This is a genomic window from Geotalea toluenoxydans JCM 15764 (assembly GCF_001311985.1).
GTDB classification, from domain to species: domain Bacteria; phylum Desulfobacterota; class Desulfuromonadia; order Geobacterales; family Geobacteraceae; genus Geotalea; species Geotalea toluenoxydans.
Genome location: NZ_BBCJ01000010.1, coordinates 25,947 through 51,895, shown reverse-complemented (window position 1 = coordinate 51,895; position 25,949 = coordinate 25,947). Strand labels below are relative to the sequence as shown.

General features: G+C 50.7%; 30 protein-coding genes and 1 pseudogene. 17 read left to right on the top strand and 14 right to left on the bottom strand.

Annotated features, from left to right (window positions below; genetic code table 11):
• Positions 1 to 79: 79 nt before the first annotated feature.
• The 9 genes from tsaE to JCM15764_RS08165 form a co-directional block, all read right to left on the bottom strand.
• On the bottom strand, positions 80 to 565 hold the full coding sequence (tsaE, locus tag JCM15764_RS08205) for a tRNA (adenosine(37)-N6)-threonylcarbamoyltransferase complex ATPase subunit type 1 TsaE (RefSeq protein ID WP_054694533.1): 486 nt from the start codon (positions 563 to 565) through the stop codon (positions 80 to 82).
• Positions 562 to 1,017 carry a CBS domain-containing protein gene (locus JCM15764_RS08200; protein WP_054694530.1) on the bottom strand — a complete coding sequence of 152 codons (456 nt, stop codon included), beginning with the start codon at positions 1,015 to 1,017 and terminating at the stop codon, positions 562 to 564. The genes tsaE and JCM15764_RS08200 overlap by 4 nt, the downstream gene beginning before the upstream one ends.
• Positions 1,018 to 1,033: 16 nt before the next feature.
• Positions 1,034 to 2,593, bottom strand: coding sequence for a bifunctional ADP-dependent NAD(P)H-hydrate dehydratase/NAD(P)H-hydrate epimerase (locus JCM15764_RS08195; RefSeq protein WP_054694524.1), 1,560 nt, complete (start codon positions 2,591 to 2,593; stop codon positions 1,034 to 1,036).
• Positions 2,594 to 2,971 carry a holo-[acyl-carrier-protein] synthase gene (locus JCM15764_RS08190; protein ID WP_054694522.1) on the bottom strand — a complete coding sequence of 126 codons (378 nt, stop codon included), beginning with the start codon at positions 2,969 to 2,971 and terminating at the stop codon, positions 2,594 to 2,596.
• Complete coding sequence (locus JCM15764_RS08185; RefSeq protein ID WP_054694519.1) at positions 2,968 to 3,402, bottom strand: hypothetical protein; 435 nt, start codon at positions 3,400 to 3,402, stop codon at positions 2,968 to 2,970. The genes JCM15764_RS08190 and JCM15764_RS08185 overlap by 4 nt, the downstream gene beginning before the upstream one ends.
• Before the next feature lie 123 nt (positions 3,403 to 3,525).
• Positions 3,526 to 4,236, bottom strand: coding sequence for a Crp/Fnr family transcriptional regulator (locus JCM15764_RS08180; protein ID WP_243688595.1), 711 nt, complete (start codon positions 4,234 to 4,236; stop codon positions 3,526 to 3,528).
• Positions 4,208 to 5,632, bottom strand: coding sequence for a PEP-CTERM-box response regulator transcription factor (gene prsR / locus JCM15764_RS08175; protein WP_054694516.1), 1,425 nt, complete (start codon positions 5,630 to 5,632; stop codon positions 4,208 to 4,210). The genes JCM15764_RS08180 and prsR overlap by 29 nt, the downstream gene beginning before the upstream one ends.
• A gap of 228 nt (positions 5,633 to 5,860) precedes the next feature.
• Positions 5,861 to 6,238 (bottom strand): dockerin type I repeat-containing protein, encoded by a 378-nt coding sequence (locus JCM15764_RS08170; RefSeq protein ID WP_054694512.1) that lies wholly within the window; start codon positions 6,236 to 6,238, stop codon positions 5,861 to 5,863.
• Complete coding sequence (locus tag JCM15764_RS08165) at positions 6,235 to 6,438, bottom strand: hypothetical protein (RefSeq protein WP_054694509.1); 204 nt, start codon at positions 6,436 to 6,438, stop codon at positions 6,235 to 6,237. Before JCM15764_RS08165 ends, JCM15764_RS08170 begins: the two co-directional genes overlap by 4 nt.
• 411 nt (positions 6,439 to 6,849) lie before the next feature.
• Between JCM15764_RS08165 and asnB the strand changes: the two genes are divergently transcribed.
• From asnB to JCM15764_RS08085, 17 genes are all read left to right on the top strand, one after another.
• Positions 6,850 to 8,820 (top strand): asparagine synthase (glutamine-hydrolyzing), encoded by a 1,971-nt coding sequence (gene asnB / locus JCM15764_RS08160; RefSeq protein ID WP_054694507.1) that lies wholly within the window; start codon positions 6,850 to 6,852, stop codon positions 8,818 to 8,820.
• Positions 8,821 to 8,844: 24 nt separating this feature from the next.
• Positions 8,845 to 9,846: an NAD(+) synthase gene (gene nadE, locus JCM15764_RS08155; RefSeq protein WP_279384331.1), complete on the top strand. Its 1,002-nt coding sequence runs from the start codon at positions 8,845 to 8,847 to the stop codon at positions 9,844 to 9,846.
• A gap of 42 nt (positions 9,847 to 9,888) precedes the next feature.
• Entirely contained in the window at positions 9,889 to 10,176 is a 288-nt protein-coding gene (locus JCM15764_RS08150) for an acyl carrier protein (protein ID WP_054694500.1), read from the top strand.
• A gap of 56 nt (positions 10,177 to 10,232) precedes the next feature.
• Positions 10,233 to 11,510 carry a class I adenylate-forming enzyme family protein gene (locus tag JCM15764_RS08145; RefSeq protein ID WP_243688594.1) on the top strand — a complete coding sequence of 426 codons (1,278 nt, stop codon included), beginning with the start codon at positions 10,233 to 10,235 and terminating at the stop codon, positions 11,508 to 11,510.
• A gap of 89 nt (positions 11,511 to 11,599) precedes the next feature.
• Complete coding sequence (locus JCM15764_RS22445; protein WP_243688593.1) at positions 11,600 to 11,845, top strand: AMP-binding enzyme; 246 nt, start codon at positions 11,600 to 11,602, stop codon at positions 11,843 to 11,845.
• A 190-nt stretch (positions 11,846 to 12,035) separates the two neighbouring features.
• Entirely contained in the window at positions 12,036 to 12,905 is an 870-nt protein-coding gene (locus JCM15764_RS08140) for a hypothetical protein (protein WP_500778426.1), read from the top strand.
• 14 nt (positions 12,906 to 12,919) lie between these two features.
• On the top strand, positions 12,920 to 13,891 hold the full coding sequence (locus JCM15764_RS08135; protein ID WP_054694495.1) for a polysaccharide deacetylase family protein: 972 nt from the start codon (positions 12,920 to 12,922) through the stop codon (positions 13,889 to 13,891).
• Positions 13,892 to 13,913: 22 nt separating this feature from the next.
• A complete protein-coding gene (locus JCM15764_RS08130; protein ID WP_054694492.1) occupies positions 13,914 to 14,699 on the top strand; it encodes an ABC transporter permease in 786 nt (261 codons plus the stop codon).
• Between the two features lie 20 nt (positions 14,700 to 14,719).
• Complete coding sequence (locus tag JCM15764_RS08125; RefSeq protein ID WP_054694489.1) at positions 14,720 to 15,058, top strand: ATP-binding cassette domain-containing protein; 339 nt, start codon at positions 14,720 to 14,722, stop codon at positions 15,056 to 15,058.
• A complete protein-coding gene (locus JCM15764_RS08120; RefSeq protein ID WP_054694486.1) occupies positions 15,031 to 15,933 on the top strand; it encodes an ABC transporter ATP-binding protein in 903 nt (300 codons plus the stop codon). Before JCM15764_RS08125 ends, JCM15764_RS08120 begins: the two co-directional genes overlap by 28 nt.
• Positions 15,915 to 16,910 (top strand): glycosyltransferase family 2 protein, encoded by a 996-nt coding sequence (locus JCM15764_RS08115; protein WP_243688592.1) that lies wholly within the window; start codon positions 15,915 to 15,917, stop codon positions 16,908 to 16,910. The genes JCM15764_RS08120 and JCM15764_RS08115 overlap by 19 nt, the downstream gene beginning before the upstream one ends.
• A 76-nt stretch (positions 16,911 to 16,986) precedes the next feature.
• Entirely contained in the window at positions 16,987 to 17,973 is a 987-nt protein-coding gene (locus JCM15764_RS08110) for a glycosyltransferase family 2 protein (protein ID WP_054694479.1), read from the top strand.
• Between the two features lie 6 nt (positions 17,974 to 17,979).
• Complete coding sequence (locus JCM15764_RS08105; RefSeq protein ID WP_054694475.1) at positions 17,980 to 18,564, top strand: glycosyltransferase family 2 protein; 585 nt, start codon at positions 17,980 to 17,982, stop codon at positions 18,562 to 18,564.
• Positions 18,561 to 18,971: a hypothetical protein gene (locus tag JCM15764_RS08100; protein ID WP_054694472.1), complete on the top strand. Its 411-nt coding sequence runs from the start codon at positions 18,561 to 18,563 to the stop codon at positions 18,969 to 18,971. Before JCM15764_RS08105 ends, JCM15764_RS08100 begins: the two co-directional genes overlap by 4 nt.
• Positions 18,961 to 19,173 carry a hypothetical protein gene (locus JCM15764_RS08095; RefSeq protein ID WP_054694469.1) on the top strand — a complete coding sequence of 71 codons (213 nt, stop codon included), beginning with the start codon at positions 18,961 to 18,963 and terminating at the stop codon, positions 19,171 to 19,173. The genes JCM15764_RS08100 and JCM15764_RS08095 overlap by 11 nt, the downstream gene beginning before the upstream one ends.
• A 2-nt stretch (positions 19,174 to 19,175) precedes the next feature.
• Complete coding sequence (locus tag JCM15764_RS08090; RefSeq protein ID WP_054694466.1) at positions 19,176 to 19,451, top strand: hypothetical protein; 276 nt, start codon at positions 19,176 to 19,178, stop codon at positions 19,449 to 19,451.
• Complete coding sequence (locus JCM15764_RS08085; RefSeq protein ID WP_243688591.1) at positions 19,417 to 20,154, top strand: glycosyltransferase family 4 protein; 738 nt, start codon at positions 19,417 to 19,419, stop codon at positions 20,152 to 20,154. Before JCM15764_RS08090 ends, JCM15764_RS08085 begins: the two co-directional genes overlap by 35 nt.
• 129 nt (positions 20,155 to 20,283) lie before the next feature.
• On the opposite strand, the gene JCM15764_RS08080 is transcribed toward JCM15764_RS08085, so the two are convergent.
• The 5 genes and pseudogenes from JCM15764_RS08080 to JCM15764_RS29450 all read right to left on the bottom strand — a co-directional run bounded on the left by JCM15764_RS08080 (position 20,284) and on the right by JCM15764_RS29450 (position 25,943).
• Positions 20,284 to 22,056 carry a hypothetical protein gene (locus tag JCM15764_RS08080; protein WP_054694461.1) on the bottom strand — a complete coding sequence of 591 codons (1,773 nt, stop codon included), beginning with the start codon at positions 22,054 to 22,056 and terminating at the stop codon, positions 20,284 to 20,286.
• Positions 22,057 to 22,142: 86 nt separating this feature from the next.
• A complete protein-coding gene (locus JCM15764_RS08075; protein WP_054694458.1) occupies positions 22,143 to 22,889 on the bottom strand; it encodes a fibronectin type III domain-containing protein in 747 nt (248 codons plus the stop codon).
• Positions 22,890 to 22,891: 2 nt separating this feature from the next.
• A complete protein-coding gene (locus JCM15764_RS08070; protein WP_054694455.1) occupies positions 22,892 to 23,290 on the bottom strand; it encodes a hypothetical protein in 399 nt (132 codons plus the stop codon).
• Between the two features lie 341 nt (positions 23,291 to 23,631).
• On the bottom strand, positions 23,632 to 24,741 hold the full coding sequence (locus tag JCM15764_RS08065) for a glycosyltransferase family 4 protein (protein ID WP_054694452.1): 1,110 nt from the start codon (positions 24,739 to 24,741) through the stop codon (positions 23,632 to 23,634).
• Positions 24,742 to 24,783: 42 nt separating this feature from the next.
• Positions 24,784 to 25,943: pseudogene (locus JCM15764_RS29450) on the bottom strand (glycosyltransferase).
• Positions 25,944 to 25,949 lie beyond the last annotated feature (6 nt).

Here is a 25,949-nt window from a genome sequence, read left to right as displayed (position 1 = left end):
AAGTCCTCCTCCCTTATTTAATGAGCAACATGCCCTAATTTATTCGGAATAACCTTATTACCAAGAATCAATCTCCCGGTCAAAACATTTTTTCATTATCATCATCCATGAGAAGCCGGATCAATTGTTCCCCCCTGCTTCCCGAAGGTATAAAAGAAAGACTTCTGCAGTCATCACCCACATGAGACATCGTTATGAGAAGGTAGTCGTCAGGCAGCATATCCTGCAGGCGCTCGGCCCATTCCACAAGACAGACGCCATCGCCATGGAAATATTCGTCGAAACCGAGATCAAGCAAGTCCTGGCCACCATGCAGCCGGTACAGATCGAAGTGATAAAAGGGAAGTCTTCCCGAATAGACATTGAGAAGGGTATAGGTCGGGCTGGTTACGGGGATGGACGGATCGACCCCCAGTCCTTCGGCAATCCCTTTGGCGAGCTGGGTTTTTCCGGCGCCCAGTTCACCCTGCAAAGCAACGAAATCGCCCCCCTGAAGAAGGGCTCCCAGCCTTTTTCCAACAGAGACCGTCTCTTCGACGCTTTTGCTGACAAGCGACCAGGTCACGGCTCGATCATGCTGCGGATAAGATCGATGCGACTGACGACACCCACCAGTTTCTGTCCTTCCACCACCGGAAGAGCATGAATCTGCCTTTTGCTCATGATGTCCGCCACCTCGTTCAGTGGTGTTGAAGCATTGACGCTGGCAACGTCCTCGGAAAAGATGTCACCAACGGTCTGACCGGTCATTTTCTTCAGCTCTTTTTCAAATTTCTTGTCGCTTTCAAGGTATAAGACCCAGTCGAAGATAGATATTACCGTTGGAATGTGCAGGCTTTTGTCCTGCTCTATCAGATCAGTCTCGGTAACAATGCCGACCAGATGATTATTCTCATCGACCACGGGGAAACTGCTCACCCTGTGTTTGGTGAACAGTTCGGCCAGGGTCCGCACGGTCGTATCCCTGGTAACCGTAATAATATTGTCTTTTGTCATCACATCGGCAGCAGTCAGCATGTTTATCTCCTCTTGGTTATGAAGAACCGTTCATAGCATTGGAAAGCAGTGTTTTAAAAGCATAGGGCAGCGATTCCTGCACATCCACTGCCGAAATGCCGATCTCCCCTTTTTCAGCGGCGACTAAATCGCCTGAGAGGCCATGGATGAATGTTCCAAGGCAGCAGGCAAAAAATGGCGGGTAACCTTGACCAACCAGTGCCGTGACAACACCTGTCAGCACATCTCCCATCCCGCCGGAAGCCATGCCCGGATTGCCGCTGCCGTTGATGGCGATTTCTCCGTCGGGGGAGGCAATGATCGTTCTTGCCCCCTTCAGGATCAGAAAGACTTTATACCTGCTGCTGAAGGACTTGGCAACTCCAATTCTATCCCCTTCCACATCGGCTACGGTTATTCCGGCAAGTCTCGCCATCTCTCCCGGATGTGGTGTAAGGATGACAACCGACGATTTTCTAGCTTGCAGCGCTTCGGGCTGTGCAGCAACGGCATTAAGTCCATCGGCATCAACCACCAGCGGCAGTGCCGCTTGGCTCACTATCTTCCGTACCAGGTCGGCGGTTTCGGGCTCCAGTGACAATCCGGGGCCAATGGCAAGAACGCCCTTCCCCGCCGCAGCCGTCATGATCCCCTTGAAAGCATCCCCGCAGAAAAAGCCGGTTCCGCCGTCAGGCACAGGCAGAGACATGGCCTCGGTGGTTTTGATCTCCATGGTAGGATTAAGCATCGCCGGAACAGCCACGGTGACAAGGCCGGCACCAGCACGGACCGCAGAGTTGGCCGCCATGGCAGCAGCGCCGGTTTTCCCGCTGGATCCGGCAACGATGAGACAATGGCCGCATTGTCCTTTGTGGGTCTGCCTCCCCCGAGGCCGCAGCAGTTTATGGGCAGCTGCATGGTCCATAAATTCACATCCGGGCGCATCGGCAATCACCTGTTCCGGTATGCCGATGTCAACCACCTTCAGCTTGCCGCACAACTCGGCCCCCGGATAGAGAATGCAGCCCAGCTTGGCAGCAGCGAAGGTTACCGTCATATCTGCCCGGACAGCCTTGCCCAGAATCTTGCCACTAGCCGAATCAACGCCCGAAGGAATATCCACGGCAAAAACCGGGGCCGAAGCCGAATTGACCAGATCTATGGCTTCTGCATAAACCCCCCTCACCTCTGATTTCAGCCCGGTTCCCAGAATAGCATCCACCACCACACCGGCACCGGCGAAGGCAGAACCGTGCCGGGCCAGATCGCCGGACCGGGGACAGATGGTGACCATGGTCTCATCAAGCCTCTGCAGGTTAACGGCCGCATCGCCAGTGATCTCTTCCGGAGAACAGAGGATAAAAACCCGCACCTGCCAGCCCTGTCCTGATAAAAGTCTGGCTATGACAAAGCCGTCGCCGCCGTTGTTTCCCTTGCCGGCGACAATGACAAGTTTTTTGTTGCCGCCATAAGCGGCAGTTATGGCTTCAGCGCAGCAGCGGCCGGCATTTTCCATGAGGGTCAGCCCGGGAATGCCCAACTCATCGATGGTTCTGCGGTCCAGCTGCTGCATGGTCTCGCCGGTAACGACCTTCATTTATTTCTCCAATACCAGCATAGCCACAGCCATGTTGCCGTCGTGGGAAAGGGAAAGAAAAATCTTTTGCAAGCCCGCTTCGGCAAAGAGTTCAGCCGCCTTGCCGGCCAGGAGCATTTCCGGCTTCCCCAGCCGATCGTTGACGATCTCCATATGCTGCCAGCTGAGCCCACCCCGGAGACCGGTGCCCAAAGCCTTGAGAAAAGCCTCCTTGGCGGCAAAGCGCAGGGCGAAGTGCTGGGCGCTGTGCTTCTTTCCGGAACAGTAATCGAGCTCCCGCCGGGTAAAGACCCGTTCCAGGAGGGCGGTGTTGTTTTCAGTTACGAAGCGCTGGAAGCGGGATATATCAACTATGTCGACACCGGTGCCGTGAATCATTGAATGGTAGTTGTCCCTTGTGGACAAGGATCAATCGAAGATTTAAAGGAAGCACTTTTTCCGGCAATCGTTAAAGTTGTGATCGTTATTTTTGACGTGGCATCCTGAGCCGCATTCTGATGGGACACAGAAACGGTTTCGCCTGGGCGGATAACGCCTTGGTCGCTCCTTGGTGATTGGTCGGTTATCGTATACTTACTCGTTGCAGTCCCGGATATGCTGATGGTTGCCGAAGTCTGGAGATTAAATATCTGTATCGGACCGGAGTCCGCAAATGAGCCTGCCAACTGACTGCACTTATTCGTCCCCTCAAAAGAGAAGGAAACATTACTATTTTTGCTTCCCGAGGTGGTACTATCCTCCGGAAACCACTCAACGCCGCACCCGGCAACAACCGCAATCAAAAGCACCGCCACAATCCACTTATTCATGTCATATCTCCACATCCTGCATAAAGGTTTGAATATTTGAACCTTATAACACGTTCACCGCCTCTGTTAAACCCAATTTTTGGGGGATGCATGGAAAATGACAGGTTCTGCGGATAGGAAAGATTATCTGCTTTCGGCAGAATGTTCTTTAAGGAGGATGTACTTGTTGTCCAGAATCTCGATCTTGCTCTCTTTTGCAAACCGGTTTAAAAGACGGGTGACCGTTTCGCGGGAAACGTTGGCATAGCCGGCGATATCCTTGTGCATCAGTTTCAGGGCGATGATGATGCCCCGTTCATCCCGTACACCGTTCAATTTCCCCAATTGATCGAGAACCGCTCTCACCCGCTGCTCGGCGCTTGAAAAGCTCATCACCTTCAGCATCAGCCATGACTCTCTCAATCGGTGGCATAACATGGAGATAAGCTGATTCATGACCTTTTCGTTCTGCAGGAGAAACTTTTCGAAACTCTCCCTTGCTATGAGCTGGATCAGGGAATCTTCCATGGCAATAACCGTAGCCGGCGCGGTTTTACCATCCAGAATAGCCATTTCGCCAAAGTATTCGCCCTTCTTGTGAATGGCGAGGATATGCTCCTTGCCATCTTCACTGGTCTGGACGACCTTCACTTTGCCGGAGGAAACGATGTACATATATCGCTGGGTATCTTCCTCCCAGAGAATGACATTGTTCCTGAAGAACTTTTTTTCTTCGATAATGCCCATCAGTGAAGAAAGTTGATCATCCGTCAGTGAGGCAAATATAGGGATGCTTCTCAGAAAGGCAAAGGTTTTAGCATTGTTGTTATTGTTGGCCGTATTGGATACCGTCATTTGTGCCCTGCCTTTCGGGGGTTGGTGAAAGCCTGCTGAGGCTGTACTTTTTCATGAGGTCGTAAAGAGTCGGTCTGCTGACACCTAAAACTTCAGCCGTTTTAGCTATATTGCCTTCCTGGCGGCCAAGTGCGGAGATGATCATCTCCCTTTCCAGCCTGTCTCTTGCGTCTTTCAAAGTCACACAGCCCATAGGCGGCATCATCAGCGGCATGCTGTTTTCAGTAAGCCCAAGATCAGCCGGCTCTATCAGTGGGGAATCGGACATGATCACCGCGCGCTGCACCCTGTTCTCAAGTTCTCGCACATTTCCGGGCCAGGTGTAGTTTTTCAGGATTTTCAAAGATGAAGTACTGAAGCCTCTGGTCTTTTTGCAGAATTCCTCCGTCGCCCTTTTCAGGAAAAGGTTTGCCAGCAGCATGATGTCGTCCCCCCGCTCCCGCAATGGGGGAAGATTTATGGTTATGACGGCAATCCTGTAGTAGAGGTCTTCCCGGAACAAACCTTCGCCGATTGCCCTGGCAATGTCCATGTTGGTTGCCGAAATTATTCTGGCATCAACGGCTATGTCTTCCCTTCCACCCACCCGCTGCAGAACCTTTTCCTGAAGAAAACGGAGAAGCTTTACCTGGAGGTTACCTGGCAGTTCCCCTATTTCATCGAGAAACATGGTCCCCTTGTGGGCATATTCCGCCTTGCCGAGAATCCTGGCATGGGCGCCGGTGAAAGCGCCACGTTCGGTGCCGAACAACTCGGATTCAAGGAGGTTTTCGGGGATTGCGCCGCAGTTTATGGGTACGAAAGGGCCGTTTTTTCTGAGGCTCATATTGTGCAGAGCCTTTGCCACCAGTTCCTTGCCGGTGCCGCTTTCACCTGTGATGAACACGGCTACATCCGATGAAGATACCTTTCTGATCATGGAAAACACCTGCAACATCTGCGGACTTTGGCCGATGATGCCGCCGAAACCGCACCCCTTCTGTTCCAATGCCGACGGCTGCCGTGCGTTCTTCTCTTCCATATCCAGCAGGTTAAAAGCCCTGTTGATGATCACCCTCAGTTCACTCATCTGGATCGGTTTCCGATAAAAGTCATATGCGCCTGTCTGCACAGCCTTGAGCCCGATGTCCCGGCGTTCGTGTTCGGTAATGACTATTACCCTGGTAGTGGGAGAATGACTGAGAATCTGCTCCAGACAGCGAAAACCTTCGACTATTCCATTCTCGTCAGGAGACAGGCCGATACCCAGGGTAACTACTTTAGGACGATACCTGTAAAATAGAGCAATGGCTTCTTTACAGTTTCCTGCAAACATGACGTCATATTCTTTTCCAACTCCCCATTTCAGCTGTTTGCGCAACTCGCAGTTGTCTTCGATGATGAGCAGTTTGTTCATCGTCTCTCCCGATGACTTGTTCGCCAACCTGCAGACCGCCCTTTTAAAACCAGACCCACAGCATCGCGCATTTAATTAATTAATAATAATATACTCCTATAGGATAATTTATTTACGGGAAAATTCAATGACAGCTGGAGATATTTGTAACGGTGACGGTATTAAATGAAAAAGGGTGCCGAGATTATTCCCGGCACCCTTTTTAAGCAACATTGCAATATTCAGCTATTACCAGCTGACCAGCCCCACTGCCCGCTGCAGGATCAGGCGGGCATCGTTCAGATTAATCACACCATCCCCCTTGGGCTTGCCATTGGCGTCAAGGGGCCACACATCCCCGGCTGCTTTCATCGCCTGCGTCTGCAGTGCCGGCTTCAAACTGGCCTGCAAAATCACCAGCGCATCGGCAATGTTGACGGCTCCGTCGCCATTACCGTCACCAGAAGCTGCAGTATCCGGCACAGCAGGAGGAACTACTGCTGCATAGGCTTGTACCATGTTGGAAAAAGCGCTTTCATTCCCTGAAGCATCGTAAGCTGTCACTTCAAAAAAATAGTCTTTAGCAGGATCAAGGCCGTTCAGGGTAAAGGTATTCAGGTTCTTCACGTCAACCGGCGATTTGCCTGGACCGCATCTGAACCGTCGAAGGTTCCTGTGGATGAACCGGCTTTGTAATAAAGCTTGTAACCTGCCAGGTCAGGCTCAGTATTACGGTCCCAGTTGAGTGTTACATCTTTGGCAAATACTTGTGCGCTTGCACCGAAACAGGAAACAGCCAAAAGCAACAGGCAAATGCTTTTTTTCATAGTTACTCCTTTTAACTTTAACGGATTTAAATCGCCGGACCGCCGGCTTTTGCCGATTTCCCGCACCTGCTTTTATAGGTACAGCTCAGCTTGTGTTCCCTAACTTAGCCTCAAAGCTGAATCAGGTGTGTGACGAGAATCACCAGCTTTGCAGGCTGTTGCAGGAATCAGCGGTACCAGGTTTCCGCCGGGTTGCCGCCAAAAAATTCGGAACCTGTTGACAACGCCTTATTTTATGGAAATAATTTAATAAATTTCGCTTAACGACAGCTCAAGCACCTGGTTCTGGCGCTGCTTACAAAACCCTGCCCTATCCCGGTTCCTGCCGTTGATCGAGACGTCCCGACTAAAATAGTGGAGGGATGCAGAGGAAGACCCTGCGTCACCTTTTCCAAGAAAAGTGAGTATTGAATGTGTGGAATAGCAGGCATATGCAATCCGGGACGCTCACCTGAAGTTCTGGTCTCAAGGATGATCGCCGTCATGCGGCACCGGGGGCCCGATGCGTCGGGCATATTCCTGGATGCCGACATGGCCATGGGACACGCCCGCCTCAGCATCATCGACCTGGGGGGAGGCACTCAACCGATCTGCAATGAGGATGGGACGCTCTGGATCGTATATAACGGCGAGATTTTCAATTATCCCGAACTGCGGACGCTGCTTTTGAAAAAGGGGCATGTGTTTCGGACGGCGACCGATACGGAAGTGCTGGTGCATCTTTATGAAGAATATGGCTCCGATGCCCTGTCCATGGTCAATGGGCAGTTCGCCTTCGCCATATGGGATACCCGGAAGAAAGAACTCTTTCTGGCAAGGGACCGGGTTGGCATCAGGCCGCTCTTCTACACCCGGAATGACAACCGGCTTGTCTTTGCCTCGGAAATCAAAGCCATTTTTCAGGACCCGGCCATAAAAAGGGAACTGGATCTTCAGGCACTGAAGCAGATCTTCACCTTTTGGACGACAGTCGGCGATAGAACTGCCTTTAAAGATGTCCACGAATTGCGTCCCGGCCATTTCATGGTCTTCAGAGACGGCAAGATAGTGGAAGAAAAAGCCTATTGGAGCCTCCCCTTTTATCAAAAGGAAGAAAGGTGGCAGGGAACATTCGGAGAAGCCTGCGAAGAACTACGGGAGTTACTCTTGGATGCAGTCAGGTTGAGACTGCGTGCCGATGTTCCGGTCGGAGCCTACCTGAGCGGTGGATTGGATTCTTCCATAATCACCTCCCTCATCTCAAGCAGGTTCGACAATAATTTAAGGACTTTTTCCGTGGGATTCGACGAAAGTCCCTTCGACGAAACTCTTTTTCAGGATGAGATGGTCAGATTTCTGGGGACGGGCCATACGAACCGGCGAATAAAGAATACCGACATTCGGGATAACCTGCCGAAGGTGATCTGGCATTGTGAAAAGCCCCTGCTGAGAACTGCTCCTGTGCCCTTGTTCATACTCTCGAAGGTGGTCAGTGACAACAGCTTCAAGATCGTATTGACCGGTGAAGGCGCCGATGAAATCTTCGGCGGCTACAACATCTTCAAAGAGGCAAAGATTCGCCGATTCTGGGCAAACCAGCCGGAGTCAAGGGTGCGCCCTCTTCTTCTGGAAAAGCTTTACCCGTACATCTTCCAGAACCCGGCCAGGGAAAGGACTTTTCTTCAGAAATTCTATGGGGTTGACGCCGCCGATTCGGAAGACCCTTTCTTCTCCCATGGCATCCGCTGGAAAAATACCGGCAGAAACGTCATGTTTTTTTCAGAGGATGTGACCACTGCCCTCACAAGCTATCACCCCGATCAGGAGTTGAAGGCAGTACTCCCCGATGGTTTTAACGGCCGTGATTACCTGGCAAAGGCCCAGTACCTGGAAACCAGCATCTTCCTCTCCAACTACCTGCTTTCTTCCCAGGGAGACCGGGTAGCCATGGCCAATTCAGTGGAAATGAGAGTTCCTTTTCTGGATTTCAGGGTCATCGATTTCGCCATGAGGCTCCCTCCCCAATGGAAGATCAAGGCCTTGAACGAAAAGTACATCCTGAAAAAAACCTTTGCCGGGAATCTGCCCCCCAGGATTACCAATCGTCCCAAGCACCCATACCGGGCGCCGATACAGGATGTATTCTTCCAGAACCTGCCCGGTTATGCCGATCACCTGCTGTCCGACCGGTATCTGAAAAAGACCGGCATCTTCGATCCCGGCAAGACGGGCTTTCTGGTTGCCAAGTTCAGAAAGAAACATAAGCTGGGCGAGAGTGAGACGGAGAACATGGCTCTGACAGGAATCATCTCAACACAGCTCCTTTATCAGCAGTTCATGGAAGATTTTCACATTGCAGACATTACTAATTTTGAGGTGAATAAGATCATTCGGCTCAATTAACCCAAAATCTGACAACTGGAGACAATGATGAGCCCACACGGCACCTTTTCCGCGGAATCATTGAAAACAGACGTTGAGTACGAAGCAGAGCGTATCTGCACAAAATTACGCACGATTCTCAAGGAAGATCTGAAAAGAAGAGGCATAGTCATCGGAGTTTCAGGGGGAATCGACAGCAGTGTGACAGCCGCTCTTGCTGTGAGGGCGCTGGGCAGGGAACGGGTGTATGCACTCGAGATGCCTGAAAGGCATTCGGCAGATGAAACAAAGACGCTGAGTTCAATGCTGATCGAGCACCTGGGGGTCGAATCCCAGCATGTGGATATTACCGGCATATTGGAAGCCGTGGGTTTCTACCAGCTTTACGATGATGCGGTGAGGATGGTAGTTCCCGAATACGGCAGGGGCTGGAAATCCAAGATCGTCACCTCCAGCGTCTTCGAGAACAACGGGTTCAACCTGCCATCGCTGGTGGCCCAGTCGGAGTCGGGTTGCACCATAAAGAAGCGTCTGCCGCTGACACCCTATCTGCACATAGTTGCAGCCACCAATTACAAACAGCGCATTCGCAAGATGATTGAATATTATCATGCAGATCGTCTCCATTACGCCGTTGCCGGAACCCCCAACCGCCTAGAGTATGACCAGGGCTTCTTCGTAAAACTCGGGGACGGTGCTGCCGATATCAAACCCATTGCCCATCTGTACAAGTCTCAGGTCTACCAGTTGGCTGGATATCTTGGAATTCCGGAGGAAATCAGAAAAAGACCTCCGACGACAGACACATATTCCCTTTCACAGAAGCAGGATGAGTTTTATTTTTCGCTCCCTTACCAGTCCATGGATCTGTGCCTGATGGGCAAAAACAAAAGCGTTCCACCGGAAGAACTGGCAGCGCTGCTCGATTTCAATGTGGAGCAGGTACAGAAGACTTACAACGAAATTGACAACAAGCGCAGCACCACCAGATATCTTCATCTCCCCCCCCTGCTGGTCCAGGAAGTGCCCGAAGTGTCGGTAAAGTGACAATGCCGGTAAAGGAATATATTTCAGGAAAGGTGAAAACAAATGAAAGAGACAAAAGAAACAATCAGGAAATACATCGTGGAGAACTTTCTCTTCGGCGAAGATGAAGGTCTGAAAGATGACACTTCGCTCCTGGAAAAGAAAATCATCGATTCCACCGGCATTCTGGAACTCGTGGCGTTTCTCGAAAAAGAATTTTCCATCCGCATCAGGGACGACGAGCTTGTCCCGGAGAATCTCGATTCCATCGACAACATGCACCATTACCTGTCGGGAAAAAAAACTCCGTCTGCGGACTGCTGTAGCGCAGGCGCATGGGTTTCCATCTGACACATCCATCCAAACTGACTGTTGATCTTTTGCCGGAAAAAGGAGGAAACGAAATAATGCTGGTACATGAATTCCTCATCAACTCTGCGGCACGAAGGCCCGATAACACTGCGCTGATCTGCGGTCAGGAGCGGCTGACCTATAAAGAGCTGGACATCCTTTCGGACAGACTGGCGGTAACCCTTGTGGATATTGGCATAACACGATCGGACCGGGTGATCATCTTCCTGGAAAACTCGGTTGAGTCAGTTATTGCCATGTTTGCAATTCTCAAGGCCGGCGGCGTTTTCATCATGCTGAACCCGGACATGAAGGCCAACAAACTGAACTTTATCCTGAAGGATTCCGAGGCGAAGGGGTTAATCGGGCACGCCGGCAAATTTGCGATCATCAATGACGCCATAATGGATGCGAGCGCTCTGGAAAACATCGTCTGGTGCGAAGACGGAGACACGGACCTGCACCTGATGGAGCGCTCCACCAGACCCGACCTGGAGACAGCTCTATGGAGCGGATTCATGGGCAGTCATGGTTCCGTCTCCACGGACAAGCTTCCCAGGTGCATAGATGTGGATCTTGCCACCATCATCTACACATCCGGGTCGACCGGCGAGCCCAAAGGGGTCGTCTCCACCCATTACAACATGGTAGCAGCAGCCACGAGCATCACCTCGTACCTGAACAACCGGGAGGACGACATCATTCTCAACACACTGCCGCTCTCCTTCGACTACGGCCTCTACCAGGTTGTCATGGCCACTCTTTTCGGCGGAACGGTGGTCCTGGAAAAATCCTTCACCTATCCCTATGCCGTAATCGAACGCCTGGTGCAGGAAAAGGTCACCGGTTTCCCCATTGTGCCCACCATGGTGGCAATATTGCTGCAGCTGGAAAGCCTCGGCAAATATGACTTCAGCTCCCTCAGATATATGACCAACACCGCTGCGGCCCTCCCTGTTTCATACATAGAAAAACTCCAGGACTTTTTTCCCCATGTGACCATTTTTTCCATGTATGGCCTGACCGAGTGCAAAAGGGTCGCCTATCTCCCCCCGGAAGAGCTGAAACGAAAACCTTCGTCGGTGGGAATTGCCATACCCAATGAAGAGGTATTCATTGTCGGTGCCGACGGCAACAAGGTCGGGCCGAAAGAGGTGGGAGAACTTGTAGTTCGAGGCTCCAACGTGATGCAAGGCTACTGGAAACGGCCGGAGGAAACGGCAAAAACCTTCAAGCCCGGCAGATACCGGGGCGAGACCCTTCTTTACACCGGCGATCTGTTTACCATGGATGAAGAAGCTTCCTTTATTTTGTCGCCCGGAAAGATGACCTGATCAAGACCAGGGGCGAGCGAGTCAGTCCCAAGGAAATAGAGAACTGCCTGTGCTCCCTTCCCGGGATTGTGGAAGCCGCTGTCATAGGTGTGCCCGATGAGATTCTTGGCCAGGCGATAAAAGCCTTCCTGGTTACGGGAAAAGAAGCCAGATTGACTCAGGACGATGTTCTGAAACACTGCAGTAAAAACCTGGAATCCTTCATGGTCCCGAAATATCTCGAGTTTCACGACGTGTTGCCGAAATCGGCAAGTGGAAAAATCGACAAGAAAAAATTAAAGACAATGACAGAGTCGAAGGAAGATATCCCGAATCCTCTGCAGGCCCAGCAGTAACAATGAATAAAATGGTGCAGACGGGAGATCAATGGCCCTGAGAGTCAGACGATATACTCCGGACGATGAAGATGCGTTGTTTACCTTCAGAGAGAAAATATTTCCCGAAGGGCACAAGAGTCTCGACAGAGCACATTTCCGATGGAAATTCCTCAAACATCCCTATGCCGATGAACCGCCGTTTTTCATCATGGAGCATGATGACAGGGTGGTCGGCACCCAGGGATACTGGCCTTTTCTCCTCCGCATCGGCAACAAAAGGATGACCTGCAGCCACTTGGTGGATTTCAATGTGGATGACGCATACAGAGGGTTGCCGACACTCAGGTTGTTCAAGGCAGTATGTTCCTGTTCTGAATTGAATTTTGGGGCATACCTTTCTTCAGATGCGAAACGTTTTTTTGCGGCGGCCAATTGGATAGATATAAGTTCGCACCTGAGGAACTATTACTGTTTCATAAGTGCGCCTGCTAAAGCGGGACTGATTGGAAAATCAAGGTCTTTCTGCAAGTCATTGCTGATCAGTGCCAAACTCAGGGCTTTGACAATTACTGACAGAAGTTACACGTTCAAACTTGAGCCGAACATCCCAAGCCAGGCTGATGAGATTCTCAGTCAGTCGAAAAATGAAGAACAGGCATATTTTGTAAAGGAGAAAAAATTTCTAAACTGGCGCTATGAACTGTCTGTCAGGAGAAAATATAACTTTGCGTCTGTTTACCTTGGTGGCAGCCTGAAATGCTTCCTGATTTTCAAAATAATTAAAGACAGTGGCTTGAACCGTTGTTTCATCATGGACATTATCCATACCCCGGGGGAGAAACAGCCGCTGAAAATGCTTCTGGTCCATCTGGCTGCACATCTTAGAAATACAAGTGATGTGGCTGTATTACAGTCAGCCGCTTTGCCGACAATGGGAAACCAGTTACTGTCATGTGGCTTTTCAAGCAATGATAGCGATATCGGTTTCATGCTGTCACACAACAATTATCATTTTAAAAAACAATCAAATAGCTTATCAAGTTTCAACTTTGTATTGGGGGATACGGATTTTTTATAGTTCAGAGGGAAAGAATGAGAAACCTGATCAGAAATATCAAATTCAATATTAAAAAGTCACTGGTAGAGATGAAACCGATCATTCTGACTTATCACAGCATCCATAGCGGGAATCTGCCATTCCCTATCTGGACCCAGCTGGATTATCTTTATTTCGAACAACATTTACAGTTTCTATCTTCAAACTTTAGCTGTATCAGTCTTGAAAGCCTGCAAAAACAGATACAGGATGGAAACTTCGAGCCCTATTCGGTTGTAGTTACCTTTGATGATGGTTATCACAATAACTTCTTTAACGCATATCCCTTATTATTGAAATACAAAATACCTGCTACCATTTTTGTAACGGCAGGTTTGGTTGACACTGATGAATACACGTGGTCGGACAAAATAGCTGCCATATTATCGCTCCTGGATAATGTCACTGTTAAACTGAAAGATGTGGATGTAAAAGTAGAATCGGTTCAAGACAGGGCTGTCGCCTACCGGATGATAGTGAACCGCTTCAAGGCGCTGCATCCCAATGAAATAACCGCTTCCATAAAAAGCATGATGAATTATTTCGGCATAGGGGAAGAGAACCTGAAAACGCCGCTGCTGAAATCCTGTTTCGGCCATCTGGACTGGGACGAGATCCTGATCATGCGCGATTCCGGCTTGATAGAAATTGGTTCCCACGGCATGTCCCATTCCATTCTGGCTCGTCTGTCCGACAAAGAAGCCAAGACGGAAATCCTCCAGTCCAAAAACACCATCGAGACCAAGCTGGCTCATTTCGGCCCGGTAAAATTCTTCGCCTATCCAAATGGGGGTGAAAACGACTTCACCAGGGCTCACCGGAATCTTCTCATCGAATCCAACTATCAAGGGGTCCTGACCACCAGAATCAACCGTGTCGACCAGGGCTCGGACTGCTTCGAACTGCCCAGGGTCTGTATCGGCGACGAATGCAGCGTCAATTATCTGCGCTACCTCATGTGTCAGTGACAACCTTCAACAAGGAAACCGTATGAAAGAAATGATCAACGAGCTTATCCATTACAGGGAATTGCTGTATATACTGACCTGGCGCGACATAAAAATACGCTATAAACAGTCAGTCATGGGTTTTATGTGGGCGGTGTTCATGCCGATGCTCATTGTCGCGGCCGGAATCATCATGAAACTGGCTTTTTCGTTCATCTCGGGCAAGCCCTTCAATGCCATGGATCTGGCATCCATTTCCGTCAAGGCCCTGCCCTGGTCCTTCTTCATCGGGTCCATCAGATTTTCCACCATCTGTCTTACAGCCAATTCCAACCTTGTGTCCAAGATATATTTCCCACGGGAGATATTTCCCCTGGCAGCAATTCTGGCCAATCTTTTCGATTTCGCCATAGCAGCAAGCGCCCTGGCCGTGATCCTGGCCATCAGCAATATCGGCATAAGCCTGAATATTCTATGGCTTCCGGTCCTGCTTTTCCTGCTGGTCCTGTTAACAGCAGGCATTGCCTTTGTCCTTTCCTGTGCCAATCTCTTCTTCAGGGACGTTAAATACATCGTCGAGGTTATCCTGACCTTTGCCATTTTCTTTACGCCGGTTTTTTATGAAGCTTCCCTGTTCGGCAAATGGTCGAGCCTGCTCCTGATCAATCCAGTGGGGTCCATTCTGGAAGCCATCAACAACGTGGTCGTTCTCCATCAACCTCCCGACCTGTTCTGGCTTGGTTATGCAGCAACCTTTAGCTTGTGCCTTTTTGTCGTCAGCTGGTTCGTTTTCCACCGTTCAGAATTCCTGTTTGCCGAACGCATTTAACCTTAAGAGGAACAATTATCGTGTCAGAGATAGCATTGGAATTAAACAGCGTCTGGAAGAAATTCGTCAAGGGGGAGCGCTACGACTCGCTCAGAGACCTTATCCCTGCCGTTTTCAAAAACACCTTTTCCAGTAACCGGACATCGGAACTGTCGGACATGGAATTCTGGGCATTGACCGATATCTCCTTCCAGGTTCGCCGGGGAGAAGCCCTGGGCATCATCGGCCCGAATGGCTCCGGCAAGAGCACCACCCTCAAGATTCTGAGCGGGATTCTGCGCCCGACCACCGGCAAGATAAGCGTTAACGGCAGGCTGAGCGCCTTATCGAGGTGGGAGCCGGATTTCATCAGGACCTGACCGGACGGGAGAACATTTTCCTCAACGGCTCGATTCTCGGCATGAAAAAGGATGAGATCAAGCGGAGAATGGACGAGATCATCGAGTTCTCAGGCATCTCCGAGTTCATCGACACACCGGTAAAACGCTTCTCATCGGGCATGTATGCCCGCCTGGGGTTTTCAATTGCTGCCCATGTGGACCCGGAAATACTCCTGGTGGATGAGGTGCTGAGCGTGGGGGACATGTGGTTCCAGGAGAAGTGCCTGGAGAAGATGCTCTCCTTCAGGAACAAGGACATCGCCATTATTTTCGTTTCCCACAACCTGGAGTCGGTCAATGTTCTCTGCAGCAAAACGGCATTGATCAAAAAGGGCGCCCTGAGGAAAATCGGCGACACCGCTGAAACGATCAGGGAATATATCTGCTCCAATCAAGAAGATACGGTGGATACCCTGACTGAAAACTCCATCTCCAATGTCAAGCTGCTGAACATGAAAAACGAATTGGTCTCCATCTGTTATCCCGAACAGAAGTGCCGACTGACCTTCAAAATCAAATGCCTCAAGCCCTTCAAGGAGTGCCAGCTGGGCTTTCTGCTCCACCGGTTGTCCGATGGATTGAGTATCTGCGACTACAACCTGCCGTTGAATTCCATAAAAACGTCTGACAACAATGGGGATACGGCAGACGGCGCCATCGACTTCGACATCAATCTGCTGCGGGGGGCCTATTCCATATCCATGCACCTGTATCATTACCCCAGTGCCACATTTCTCACCAGGGTGAAGAACATCGCCTATTTCAGTGTCGAAGAACGGGTAAGCTGGCACGGGGTTACCCACATCAGCCCACTCATTCATCCCTTGGATAAAGAATGCCTATTATTTCTGTAATAATACCTGCTTATAACTGTGAGTCATTCATCGGAGATGCACTATCCTCGGTCCAGAACCAGACCATGCAGGATTTCGAAATCGTGGTGGTCAACGATGGTTCGACCGACCGTACCCTGGCCGTGGTTGAATCCATGGCCAGACAGGATAAAAGGATCAAGATCGTTTCCCAAAAGAATTCGGGCAAACCTTCCGTTACAAGGAATGTGGGCATCAGGCATTCATCGGGGGAGTATCTCTGTTTCCTGGATGGCGATGATTTCTATCTGCCGAGGAAACTTGAAAAGGAACTGGAGGTAATGCGTAAATATCCCTCCGTGGATCTGGTTTTCCATGATGTCCTGGAGCAGACGGATCGCCATGCACCCATGGACGGGAGCTATCTGGGGAGAGCAGGTTTTCCAGCCAGTGCCGCTGATTATATCTTCAGGGTTGAAGATGACGTTTACATGTGCAGAAAGAACTTTTACAACTTCATGTCCGCCTGTTGCGCGACGATCCTCATGTCGGCGCCCATGCTGAAAAGAGCTTGTCTGGACTCGCAAATGGTCTGGTTTCCTGAATTTATGATTATCGGCGAAGATATCGATTTATGGTTCCGGCTTGCCATGACCTGTGGCTTTGCCTATCTCGATGAATCCCTGAGCTGTTACCGACGCCATGACAAGAGCATTACCAAAAATCCGGAGAGTTTTCTCAAAGGTTCCATAGAAGTCCATAACCGGAACTACCAGCGGGGACGCAGTCTGTTAACAAGGGAGGAAAGAACCAAGTACAAGAGCAGGATCAGCGCGCTGCACTGGCACCTGGCCTATTATTTGTACAGTAAGTTTGAAATGACCGCAGCCAGAAAAGAGATTATCAATAGTTTGAAACTGAATATTACCTTGAAAGCTTTGTTTACTTTTGTTAAGAGTTTGCTGCCCGTGAACATCATAAAATTGTGCAAGACATTTTCAAGAAGACAGACTGTCTGAGGTATTCAATACACTGATACGATAACGGAGGGCATCAGCATATGACAACCCGATCTTCACACAGGAGGTTATATCTATGCCAAGAATATCTGTCATTATCCCGGTTTACAATTGTGAGTCCTACATCGGTGAGGCACTGAAATCAATCCTGAATCAGAGCGTACAGGATGTTGAGATTATTGTTGTAAACGATGGATCGACCGATGGAACCTTATCCGTTGCAGAAGCTTTTGCCGAAAAAGATAAAAATATCAGGATCATCTCCCAGACAAACTCGGGCAAACCTGCCGTGGCAAGAAATGTAGGTCTCAGGCATGCCGCCGGAGAATACATCTGTTTTCTGGATGGAGATGACCTTTTCCTGCCGGGAAAACTGGAAAAACAACTGGAAATTTTCCGGCGGTTTCCCGAGCTGAACCTAGTTTTCCATGACGTACGGCATCTATATGAAGACAACCGGCATGACCTGGGAAGCTACCTGGGCAACGCCGGATTCACCGAGTTGGCGAAGGACTATATGGCGCCAAGACAAGGAAACATCTACCTGTGCCGGGAGAACTTCTACAACTTCATTTCCGCATATTTCCTTACTATCCATACCTCGTCGATCATGGTCAGAAGATCGTGCCTTGACGACCAAGGCACCTGGTTTCCCGAAGACGTCACCATTGGCGAAGATGCCGACCTGTGGTTCAGACTGGTACTGTCAAACCGTGTTGCGTTTTTGAATGAAATCCTCAGCTATTATCGGCAGCACAGTACCAGCATCACCAGCAACATGGCCGACTATCTCCAGGGATCGATCCTGGTTCACCGCCGGAATCTCAAGCGGGGGGAGCACCTGTTTACCCCTGGGGAAAAGCAGCTGTACGAGGAGAAGATCCGTGGGTATCACTGGCACTACGGCTATCTCCTGTACAGCAACTACGAAATGGAACGTGCACGAAGAGAATATATGGATGCACTGAAACTGGGATATTCCACAAAAGCGGTGGTTGCCGTTGCCAAAACCATGCTGCCCAGGTCTTTCGTCAGATTCTGCAAGACCTGCCTGAAAGGATAACTTCCCATGCCCAAAGTTTCCGTCATCATTCCCGCGTACAACTGCGAGCGCTACATCGGCCAGGCAATAGAATCAGTACTATGCCAGGGGGTGCGGAACCTGGAACTGCTTGTCGTAAACGACGGCTCCACCGACGGCACGCTTTCTATCGTCAAGTTTCTGGCAGAAAAAGACAGCAGAATCCGCGTCCTCTCCCAGGCGAATTCGGGAAAGCCCGCAATCGCCCGCAATGTGGGGATACGGCAATCATCGGGGGAATTCATCTGCTTCCTCGATGCCGACGATCTGTTCTTTCCCCGAAAACTTGAGAAACAACTGGACGTTTTCCGTCGCTACCCGCACCTCAACCTGGTCTTTCACGACGTGAAAAACCTTTACGAAAACGGAGAAGAGAGCGGCAGCTACCTGGGACGGGCCGAATTCCGGGATCATGTGGCAACTACCTCAGCCGCAAAAGGGATGGACTTTATCTGTGCAACGGCAATTTTTACAACTTCATGTCCGCCCATTGCCCGAGCCTGGCCATCCAGAACGTCATGGTACGCCGCTCAGCCCTGGAGGCTCAAAGCACATGGTTTCCCGAAGACATGAAGATCGGCGAGGACCTGGATCTGTGGTTCCGACTGGCCCTCAATACCCCCATGGCATGCATTATGGAGCCACTGAGCTATTACAGGCGGCACGACAGCAACATTACCAATAATCTGTCAGGATATTTCAAGGGGTCCCTGGAGGTACACGAAAAAAACCTGAAGCGCAGCGCCAAACTGCTTACCAAGCAGGAAAAGGACATTTACAAGAGCAAGATCTCAGCCCAGCATTTCCATTACGGTTACTACCTGTACCGAAACATGGATATGAAGTCTGCTCGTCAGGAATATATGAGTTCTCTCGGGCTGCAGCCGACACGAAAGGCCCTGTTCGCCCTTCTCAAGACCTTTATCCCTGCAAGGGTCATAAAGTCCTGCAGATACTACCTTAAGACAGATGAAGCCTGAAGACACCCGGAATCACCTGCCCGGTTACCTGTTGGTCGTCCCCTGGGATCTATCATTCGTGGGAGGGGTCAACGAGGTCGTGAGGAACCTCTATCGGGAATTCCAGGAACAGCATATTGCCGTTCCCCTTGTCCTGATCCCCAGGTGGGAATGCAGAAAGCTGACTCGACAGATCCTTGACGGCAGGGACAGCTCCATCTGAGAATGCCGGCGCCTCCGCCACCGGGAAGAGATTTCCCGAAAAAATGCGCATCCTTTCTGGCTGGCTGGCCGGGTACCCTGCGGCAGCTATATACACTGATCAAAGGTGACCGAATACGGGTTGTCAATGCCCATTACCCGGGCCCCTTCCTCACTCACTTCGCCATCCTGAAAAGATTGTTCCCCCGTCTTTTCAGCTTCACCATCTCGCTGCATGGCAGCGATGTCATCGCCATTGAAAAGAATGAGCACATACCTCCGCTGTGCGCTGGATATTGAGATCGGCAGATCATATCACCGTGCCCAGCCGTTCCCTTGCAGCAAGACTCTTGAAAGTGGACCCGGATACGGCAGGGAGAACCACCTGCATCTACAATGCGTCGCCGAAGATAAGTTCCGGTTGGCAAATGACAGGAACAACCCTCCCGCAGCACTCCCTCAAGGAGAAATTATCCTGCACGTGGGGTCATTCGAAAAGATCAAGGGGCAAGATGTTCTGCTCCATGCCTTTAAACATGTTCTCCAGGTCCACAGTGATTGCAGACTGCTGCTGGTGGGACGTAGCGGCAGTTTTCTCCCTGAAGTTGAAACAATCTGCGCGGACCTGGAGATCGCCCACGCGGTATCGATCATGAAAGACGTTGCCCCCGAGAGGATCCCGCAGCTTATGGCAAACGCCATGTTTGTAGTGCTGCCTTCACGCTACGAAGGGGGAGTGCCCCTGGTTCTTCTGGAGGCGGGAGCCGTGAAAAAAGCTGTCGTCGCTTCAGACGCGGGGGGCATTGCCGAACTGATCACCCCAGGGCGAAACGGGCTGCTGGTCCCCCCTGACAATCCCCAGGCACTGGCACAGGCCATGCTGAACCTTCTCGATGATCGTCAATTGATGCAGGAGATGGGAGGCAAACTGTACGATACCATCGCCGGTGCTTTTTCCTGGAAAACGACCGCCTGTCGCTACCTGGAACTGGCGATGAAATAAAGCGTTCTCTGCACATACTCTGAATGACAGCCTCCTTCACCCAAAATCACGGAAACTATGAAAAAAGCCCCCTCTGTCTTTCAACGAGAGGGAGCTTTTTTGTTGGTGCAGTATTATCCGGCAAACGTCCTACATGACGATGCGCAGTCCTGTCGGTGGCGCCGGCGGCGTATCTGAAGTCGACGTTCCGGTCGTGACCTGGATATCGTCGAGCCAGAATTTCTGGGTCTGCTTGGCGCCGTTGTGGAAGTACGGGGCGATCATGAAGGTGCTCCACTTCAGGTTTGGATTGGCACCGGTACGGATCATGATGTTTTTATTGTCCATATAAGGTACGCCGTCAAGCCAGTACTGCATGATGCCATCTGCCACCCCTACCCCGTTGATGATGGAGTTCATCTTCAGCCTGACCTTGACCGAATGCCATACACCGTTGGTAATGACCGGCATGGAGGCCTTCCATGTTTTTCCGTTTATCTTGGGGGTGCCCCAGCAGATGCCGTCAGGATAGGAGTCGGAACTGCCGTTACAGCCGAAGACGCCACGATTTTCACTGATTCCCTTCAGGGAAGTTCCCACCCGGTTCTGGTCGATGTTGAGAGCATCCTGGAAGGCAATAGTCTGCTTGCCTTCGATGGATTCAAGATAGGTGGTCAGATGTGTTTTCGCCGGTCCGATCCATGAGCTGTCCAGATTGGACAGGAGGTAGAGCTCGTGGGGTCCATAGCCCAAGCCTGTCCATTGCCAGTTCGATGCGTATTTGACGTAATAGGTGATGGTGATGTCATCGGCATCGGTAAATTCCTTACGCAGCGCACCGGTTGTTGGAGTGCTGGCGCCGCTGTTGTACGAGTATTCCAGAACATTTCCCCTGGTGGCGTCGTTCACAACCTTTGAGTTGGTTGCTCCTGCGTCGAACCACCCCCTTGAAGACAGCAGGGCATCGTTGAACTTTTCCTGAAGCAAGGTTACTCCTGCAGTCTCAACCGGTGCAGCAGGTGCCGGTGCCGCAGGTGCTGGTGCTGGTTCTACAGGTGCCGGGGCTGGTGCTGGCTCTACTGGCGCCGCAGGTGTAGGCGATGTTCCGGATGTTCCAATAAATTTGTCCACTTCTTCCTTGGTGGTGGCGATAATGTAATCGTCCCAGTACATGTACTTGGTCGGACCGTTATAGGTTGCGGAAAGATTGCCCTGAATGAAGAAGAAGTACCAGCTGCCGTTATAGCCATAGTTGAAATAGGTTCCGTTGTTGATGGTTCCGTAGTTATTCCATTTTACATTGGTCCTTTCCCAGACGACGACATCGTCAACCCACAGTCTGATCACACCGTCAGCAGCAGCCGAGCTTGACTGGGCAGTGAATTCCCACAGATACTTGTGCCAGTTGTTGTCAGGCCTGTAGATGCCGTTAAAAACATTGGAAGTGCCTATGAAAACAGAGTATGCACCCCCTACCAGCTCAGGGATAACGTCATTCTTCTCCATGTTGAAACGGAGCATTTTCAGGGTGCTCCCCTTCGACCCCCAATTGGAGTTATCCGACAACTTGGAATAATAGCCGATATACTGGGACCTGCCTTGCCATGGGGTCTGTGGATACCCCCCCATTTCACAGCCGATGGTTGTAGTGCCGCTGCCCGGCGCTACCTGGAACCGCAATCCTCGGCCGGCGCCGCCGTACGCGGATTCCTGGTTAATGACGATCGGATAGTTCGCGCCAAGGGAAGCCCACTTGTTGCCGCTTGCGTCGGTGGAGGTTATCCCCTTTGTTGCCTCATCGGTGATACCTGACCAGTCTTTGTCCATGTTGAAATGGTCGGCGACAATAATCATGGCGTTAGCAGAACTGACAGCGAACAGACATAATACAGATAGAAACAGCGTTGTAACCTTTTTTTTCATGCAGTAACTCCTTGTTGTACGAGTATAACAAACTGTCTCACCTTGTCTTTGTGAGACTACGGGTTAGTCCATTTGGCAGCCACTTCTTATGACACTGGCGCATATTCAGTGGTAGCTGTTGCCGGTATGGATTGTTGAGATTCATTGCCTGTGGCATCTATTGCCGAAACAGTGTAGCTGTAGTCAGTCGATGGGTTCAGTCCTGTATCCGACATGGAGGTTCCGGTAACTGTTGTGACATAGGTACCATTACGATAGACCTTGTAGCCGGTAACCGCCACGTTATCCACTGCTGCTCCCCAGGAGATATCCACCTGCTTGGGCGATGAAGCTGTTGCAGCGAGTCCTGTGGGATCATCGGGAGCAAGATTATCCTCGACTGTTGCGCCACCGGTCATTGCCTTGGCTGCGGCAGTTGCCGGAGTGCCGATAAAACTGTCCACCTCAGCCTTGGTCGTGGCGATGATGTAGTTGTCCCAGTACATGAACTTTTCCGGGCCGTTATAGGTCGCCGAGAGGTTTCCTTGCAGGAAGAAGAAGTACCAGTTCGTCGTATAGCCATAGTCAAAATGGGTACCATGGGCGATAGTTCCATAGCTGTTCCACTTGACGTCGGTTTTTTCCCAGACCACTGCATCGTCAACCCACAGTCTGATCACACCGTCAGCAGCAGCCGAGCTTGACTGGGCGGTGAATTCCCACAGATACTTGTGCCAGTTGTTGTCAGGCCTGTAGATGCCGTTAAAAACATTGGAAGTACCTATGAAAACCGAGTATGCCCCCCCTACCAGCTCAGGAATGACGTCATTCTTCTCCATGTTGAAGCGCAGCATCTTCAGGGTGCTGCCTTTCGTTCCCCAGTTGGTATTGTCGGAGATTTCGAATAGTATCCGATGAACTGGGACGGTCCTTGCCATGGAGCTTTTGGGTAGCCACTCATTTCACAACCGATTGTTTCTTTGCCGCTGCCGGGGGCAAGCTGAAAACGAAGTCCTCGGCCTGCATCCCCGTATCTTGATGCCTCGTTGATAACAGCAGGGTAATTAGCGCCAATTCCTCCCCATGCGTTACCACTTTGATCGGTAGATGTGATGCCTTTCAAATCTGACTCTGTTTTTCCGGACCAGTCATGATCCATATCGAAACGGTCCGCCACGATAATGGCTGCATTGGCTGAACCGACTGCTATCATGCTGACAACTGATAAAACGACTAGATTAAAGATTTTCCTCATGTATTTCCTCCATACCCGCGCCCTTTGACGGGGAGCAAAAATAGGTTTGAAACATGTAGTTGTGCTACGCTGTGGATAACCATTAACTATGCACAATCAAAACTTGAAGATCCTCCGTACGTTTTTGGTTGCCGGGTCCGTGGTCGCCGTCTGCGTCACGATCCGTTTTTCCATGCTCCTAGTTATGGCTGAAATGGCTTCTAATTGGTGTGACAAGAATCACCGGAGGGGAAATAGATGGACAGGCGCCGTGAAGGCTTGATGATGAGGTTATAAGACAGGGGGACAGAAGTGAGGAAAACAGGGGGTGGAGAAGCAGTATGGTGCGGGAAAAGGTCTGATCAGCGAAAGATCTCTCGTTCCATGATCTCTATTACCCGGGGCCAGATGAATCGCTCCAATACCCGCTCCCTGGCCCGGTTTCCCATGGCTGTTCTCAAATGGGAATTCTGATAAAAAGTGACAATCAACTCCGCCATCCGGACGTGATCGCCTGGCTCGACAATGAAACCTGTTTCGCCGTCGGCTATAATCTCCGGCATGGCATTCATGTTTGAGCCCACACAGACCAGGCCCTGGGTCATCGCTTCCAGGAAGACAAAACCGAAGGAATCACAACGGGAAGGAAGAAGGAAAAGGTCGGCACTTCGATAGTACTCCAGCAACTCCTGACGATCCCTTACGGCGCCCACATGGCGCACCCCTTCCTGATCCATATCCTCGGTGTGATTTGGCCCGATGATGGTCAGTTCAAGGCCAGGCACATATTTCCTTGCCAGGGTGAATGCCTTGAGTACATCGGGCCCGCCCTTCAGCTGGAAAGTATAACCGACAAAAAGGCATTTTTTTGCAGGTTCTTCCGGTAACCGCATTCTCATGTTGCGCACGAAAAAATCATCCACTCCCATACCGGCGACGGTGATACGATCTGCCGGAATACCGTATTCGGCAATCAGGTGGCGGCGCACGAATTTGGAAGCCACGAATATATGTTTTGCCTCAGAGTAAAGACGCGTCTCGAGCTCGACAACAGCTTCACGCTCCCATGGTTCGGGGATCCAGGGTGAGTAGCCGTCCCTGTAGGCCAGTTTCATGGTGTAGGTGAAGAACAGATAGTATTCCAGCCCGGCAGACGCCGGATGTGGGGCATATAGTCCGCCGATCTGCAGGATCTTGTCCTCCGGCTTCAGAACACCGTCGAGAATTGCCCCGTTTATTCTCGTGTTTCGATGCCAGGCAGCGACGGAATAGGTTCCGAGCATGGAGCGGCGATGGAACCATTTTTTCTTGTTCGGATGGAATGACTGCAGCAGCACGCTGATCTTCGGTAAAAGGCAGGATTGGGCATCGATGAAGTTAACTTCATGGCCATTATCGGTCAAGCCGTTACGCAGATAGACCGGCAGTCCCGAGGAAGACTTTCCTTGCGTCACCATATGAATGGCTGTCATTGACCGCTCCTTCGTCTGAAGATTTCTGTTGATCCATAATCATTAGCCATGCAGCCTGCTCTGGGCACCAGACTCGTACAAGCTTTCAATCTTTGCGATCCATGTTCCCACATCATATTTCATGGCTATTTCTTTTTTCGCCCTGGAAACCATTCTGTCTCTTTTGACATGGTCCGTTAGAGTATTGGAGATAGCAGCAGCCATGGCCGGAGCATCGTCCGGAGGAAGCAAGATGCCGGTTATGCCGTTGCTAACCACTTCGGGAACGCCGCCGACCCTGGTGGCAATGACAGGCACACCGAAATACATGGCTTCCAACAGCGTCAGCGGAATGCTTCATCCAGGGATGATAATACGTAAAGATCAAGGGCACTGAAGGCCTTTGTCGGGTCGCTCAGAAACCCGGAAAAATGAAAATGGGGACCAAATCCGGACTTTGCAACCATCTCTTCCAGATCAGCCTTCTGTGAACCCTCGCCAATGACAATGAAAAAAAGATCCTGTCTGGTCTCAAGGGCGCATAAGGCTGCCTGGATGAATTGAGCGCCACCCTTCACCTTCTCCAGCCGACCGATAAATCCCACCACTTTTACCTGCGGCGGAATGCCAAGGTTATCCCTGACAGATTCTCCAGCTGTTGAATCACAGGAAGAAAAGCTGGGAATGTTCTTTATGACTGTGATTTTGTCGGCAGGTATACCGCACTTTTCCAAACCTGTTTTAACCGCATCTGAAACAGCTATGACCCTGTCGAACCTTCTCAGGCAGAGAAAGTTGACCCGTTGAAGGAATCGGGTAACGAAACGTTCCGCATGCAGCCACCCATGTACCGTAGATACGGCTTTGATATTGAAAAGTCTGGCAAATAAAAAGGCCAGGATATTGGTTTTATAACCATGGGTATGGATGACATCCGGTTTGTGCTTTTTGATAATGGCGTAGATGTCGTGCAGCTGGTTGAAATCGAAGGCAGAGCGAATGACGACCGGCTCCAGCGGAATTTTCAATTTTTTCGCTTCCTGCCACAGGAGGTCATTTTCATGATCGGGACGGACGAATATCCCCAGCACCACATCAAACCTGTTCAGGTCCACGGCCTGGGCAAAAGCAATAAGCAGCCTTTCAGCCCCCCCGATCTTGTGCGATGCAATCAGGTGTAGCACTTTGGTTTTTATTGTACTGGCTTCCAGAGACAATCCCATTTATAC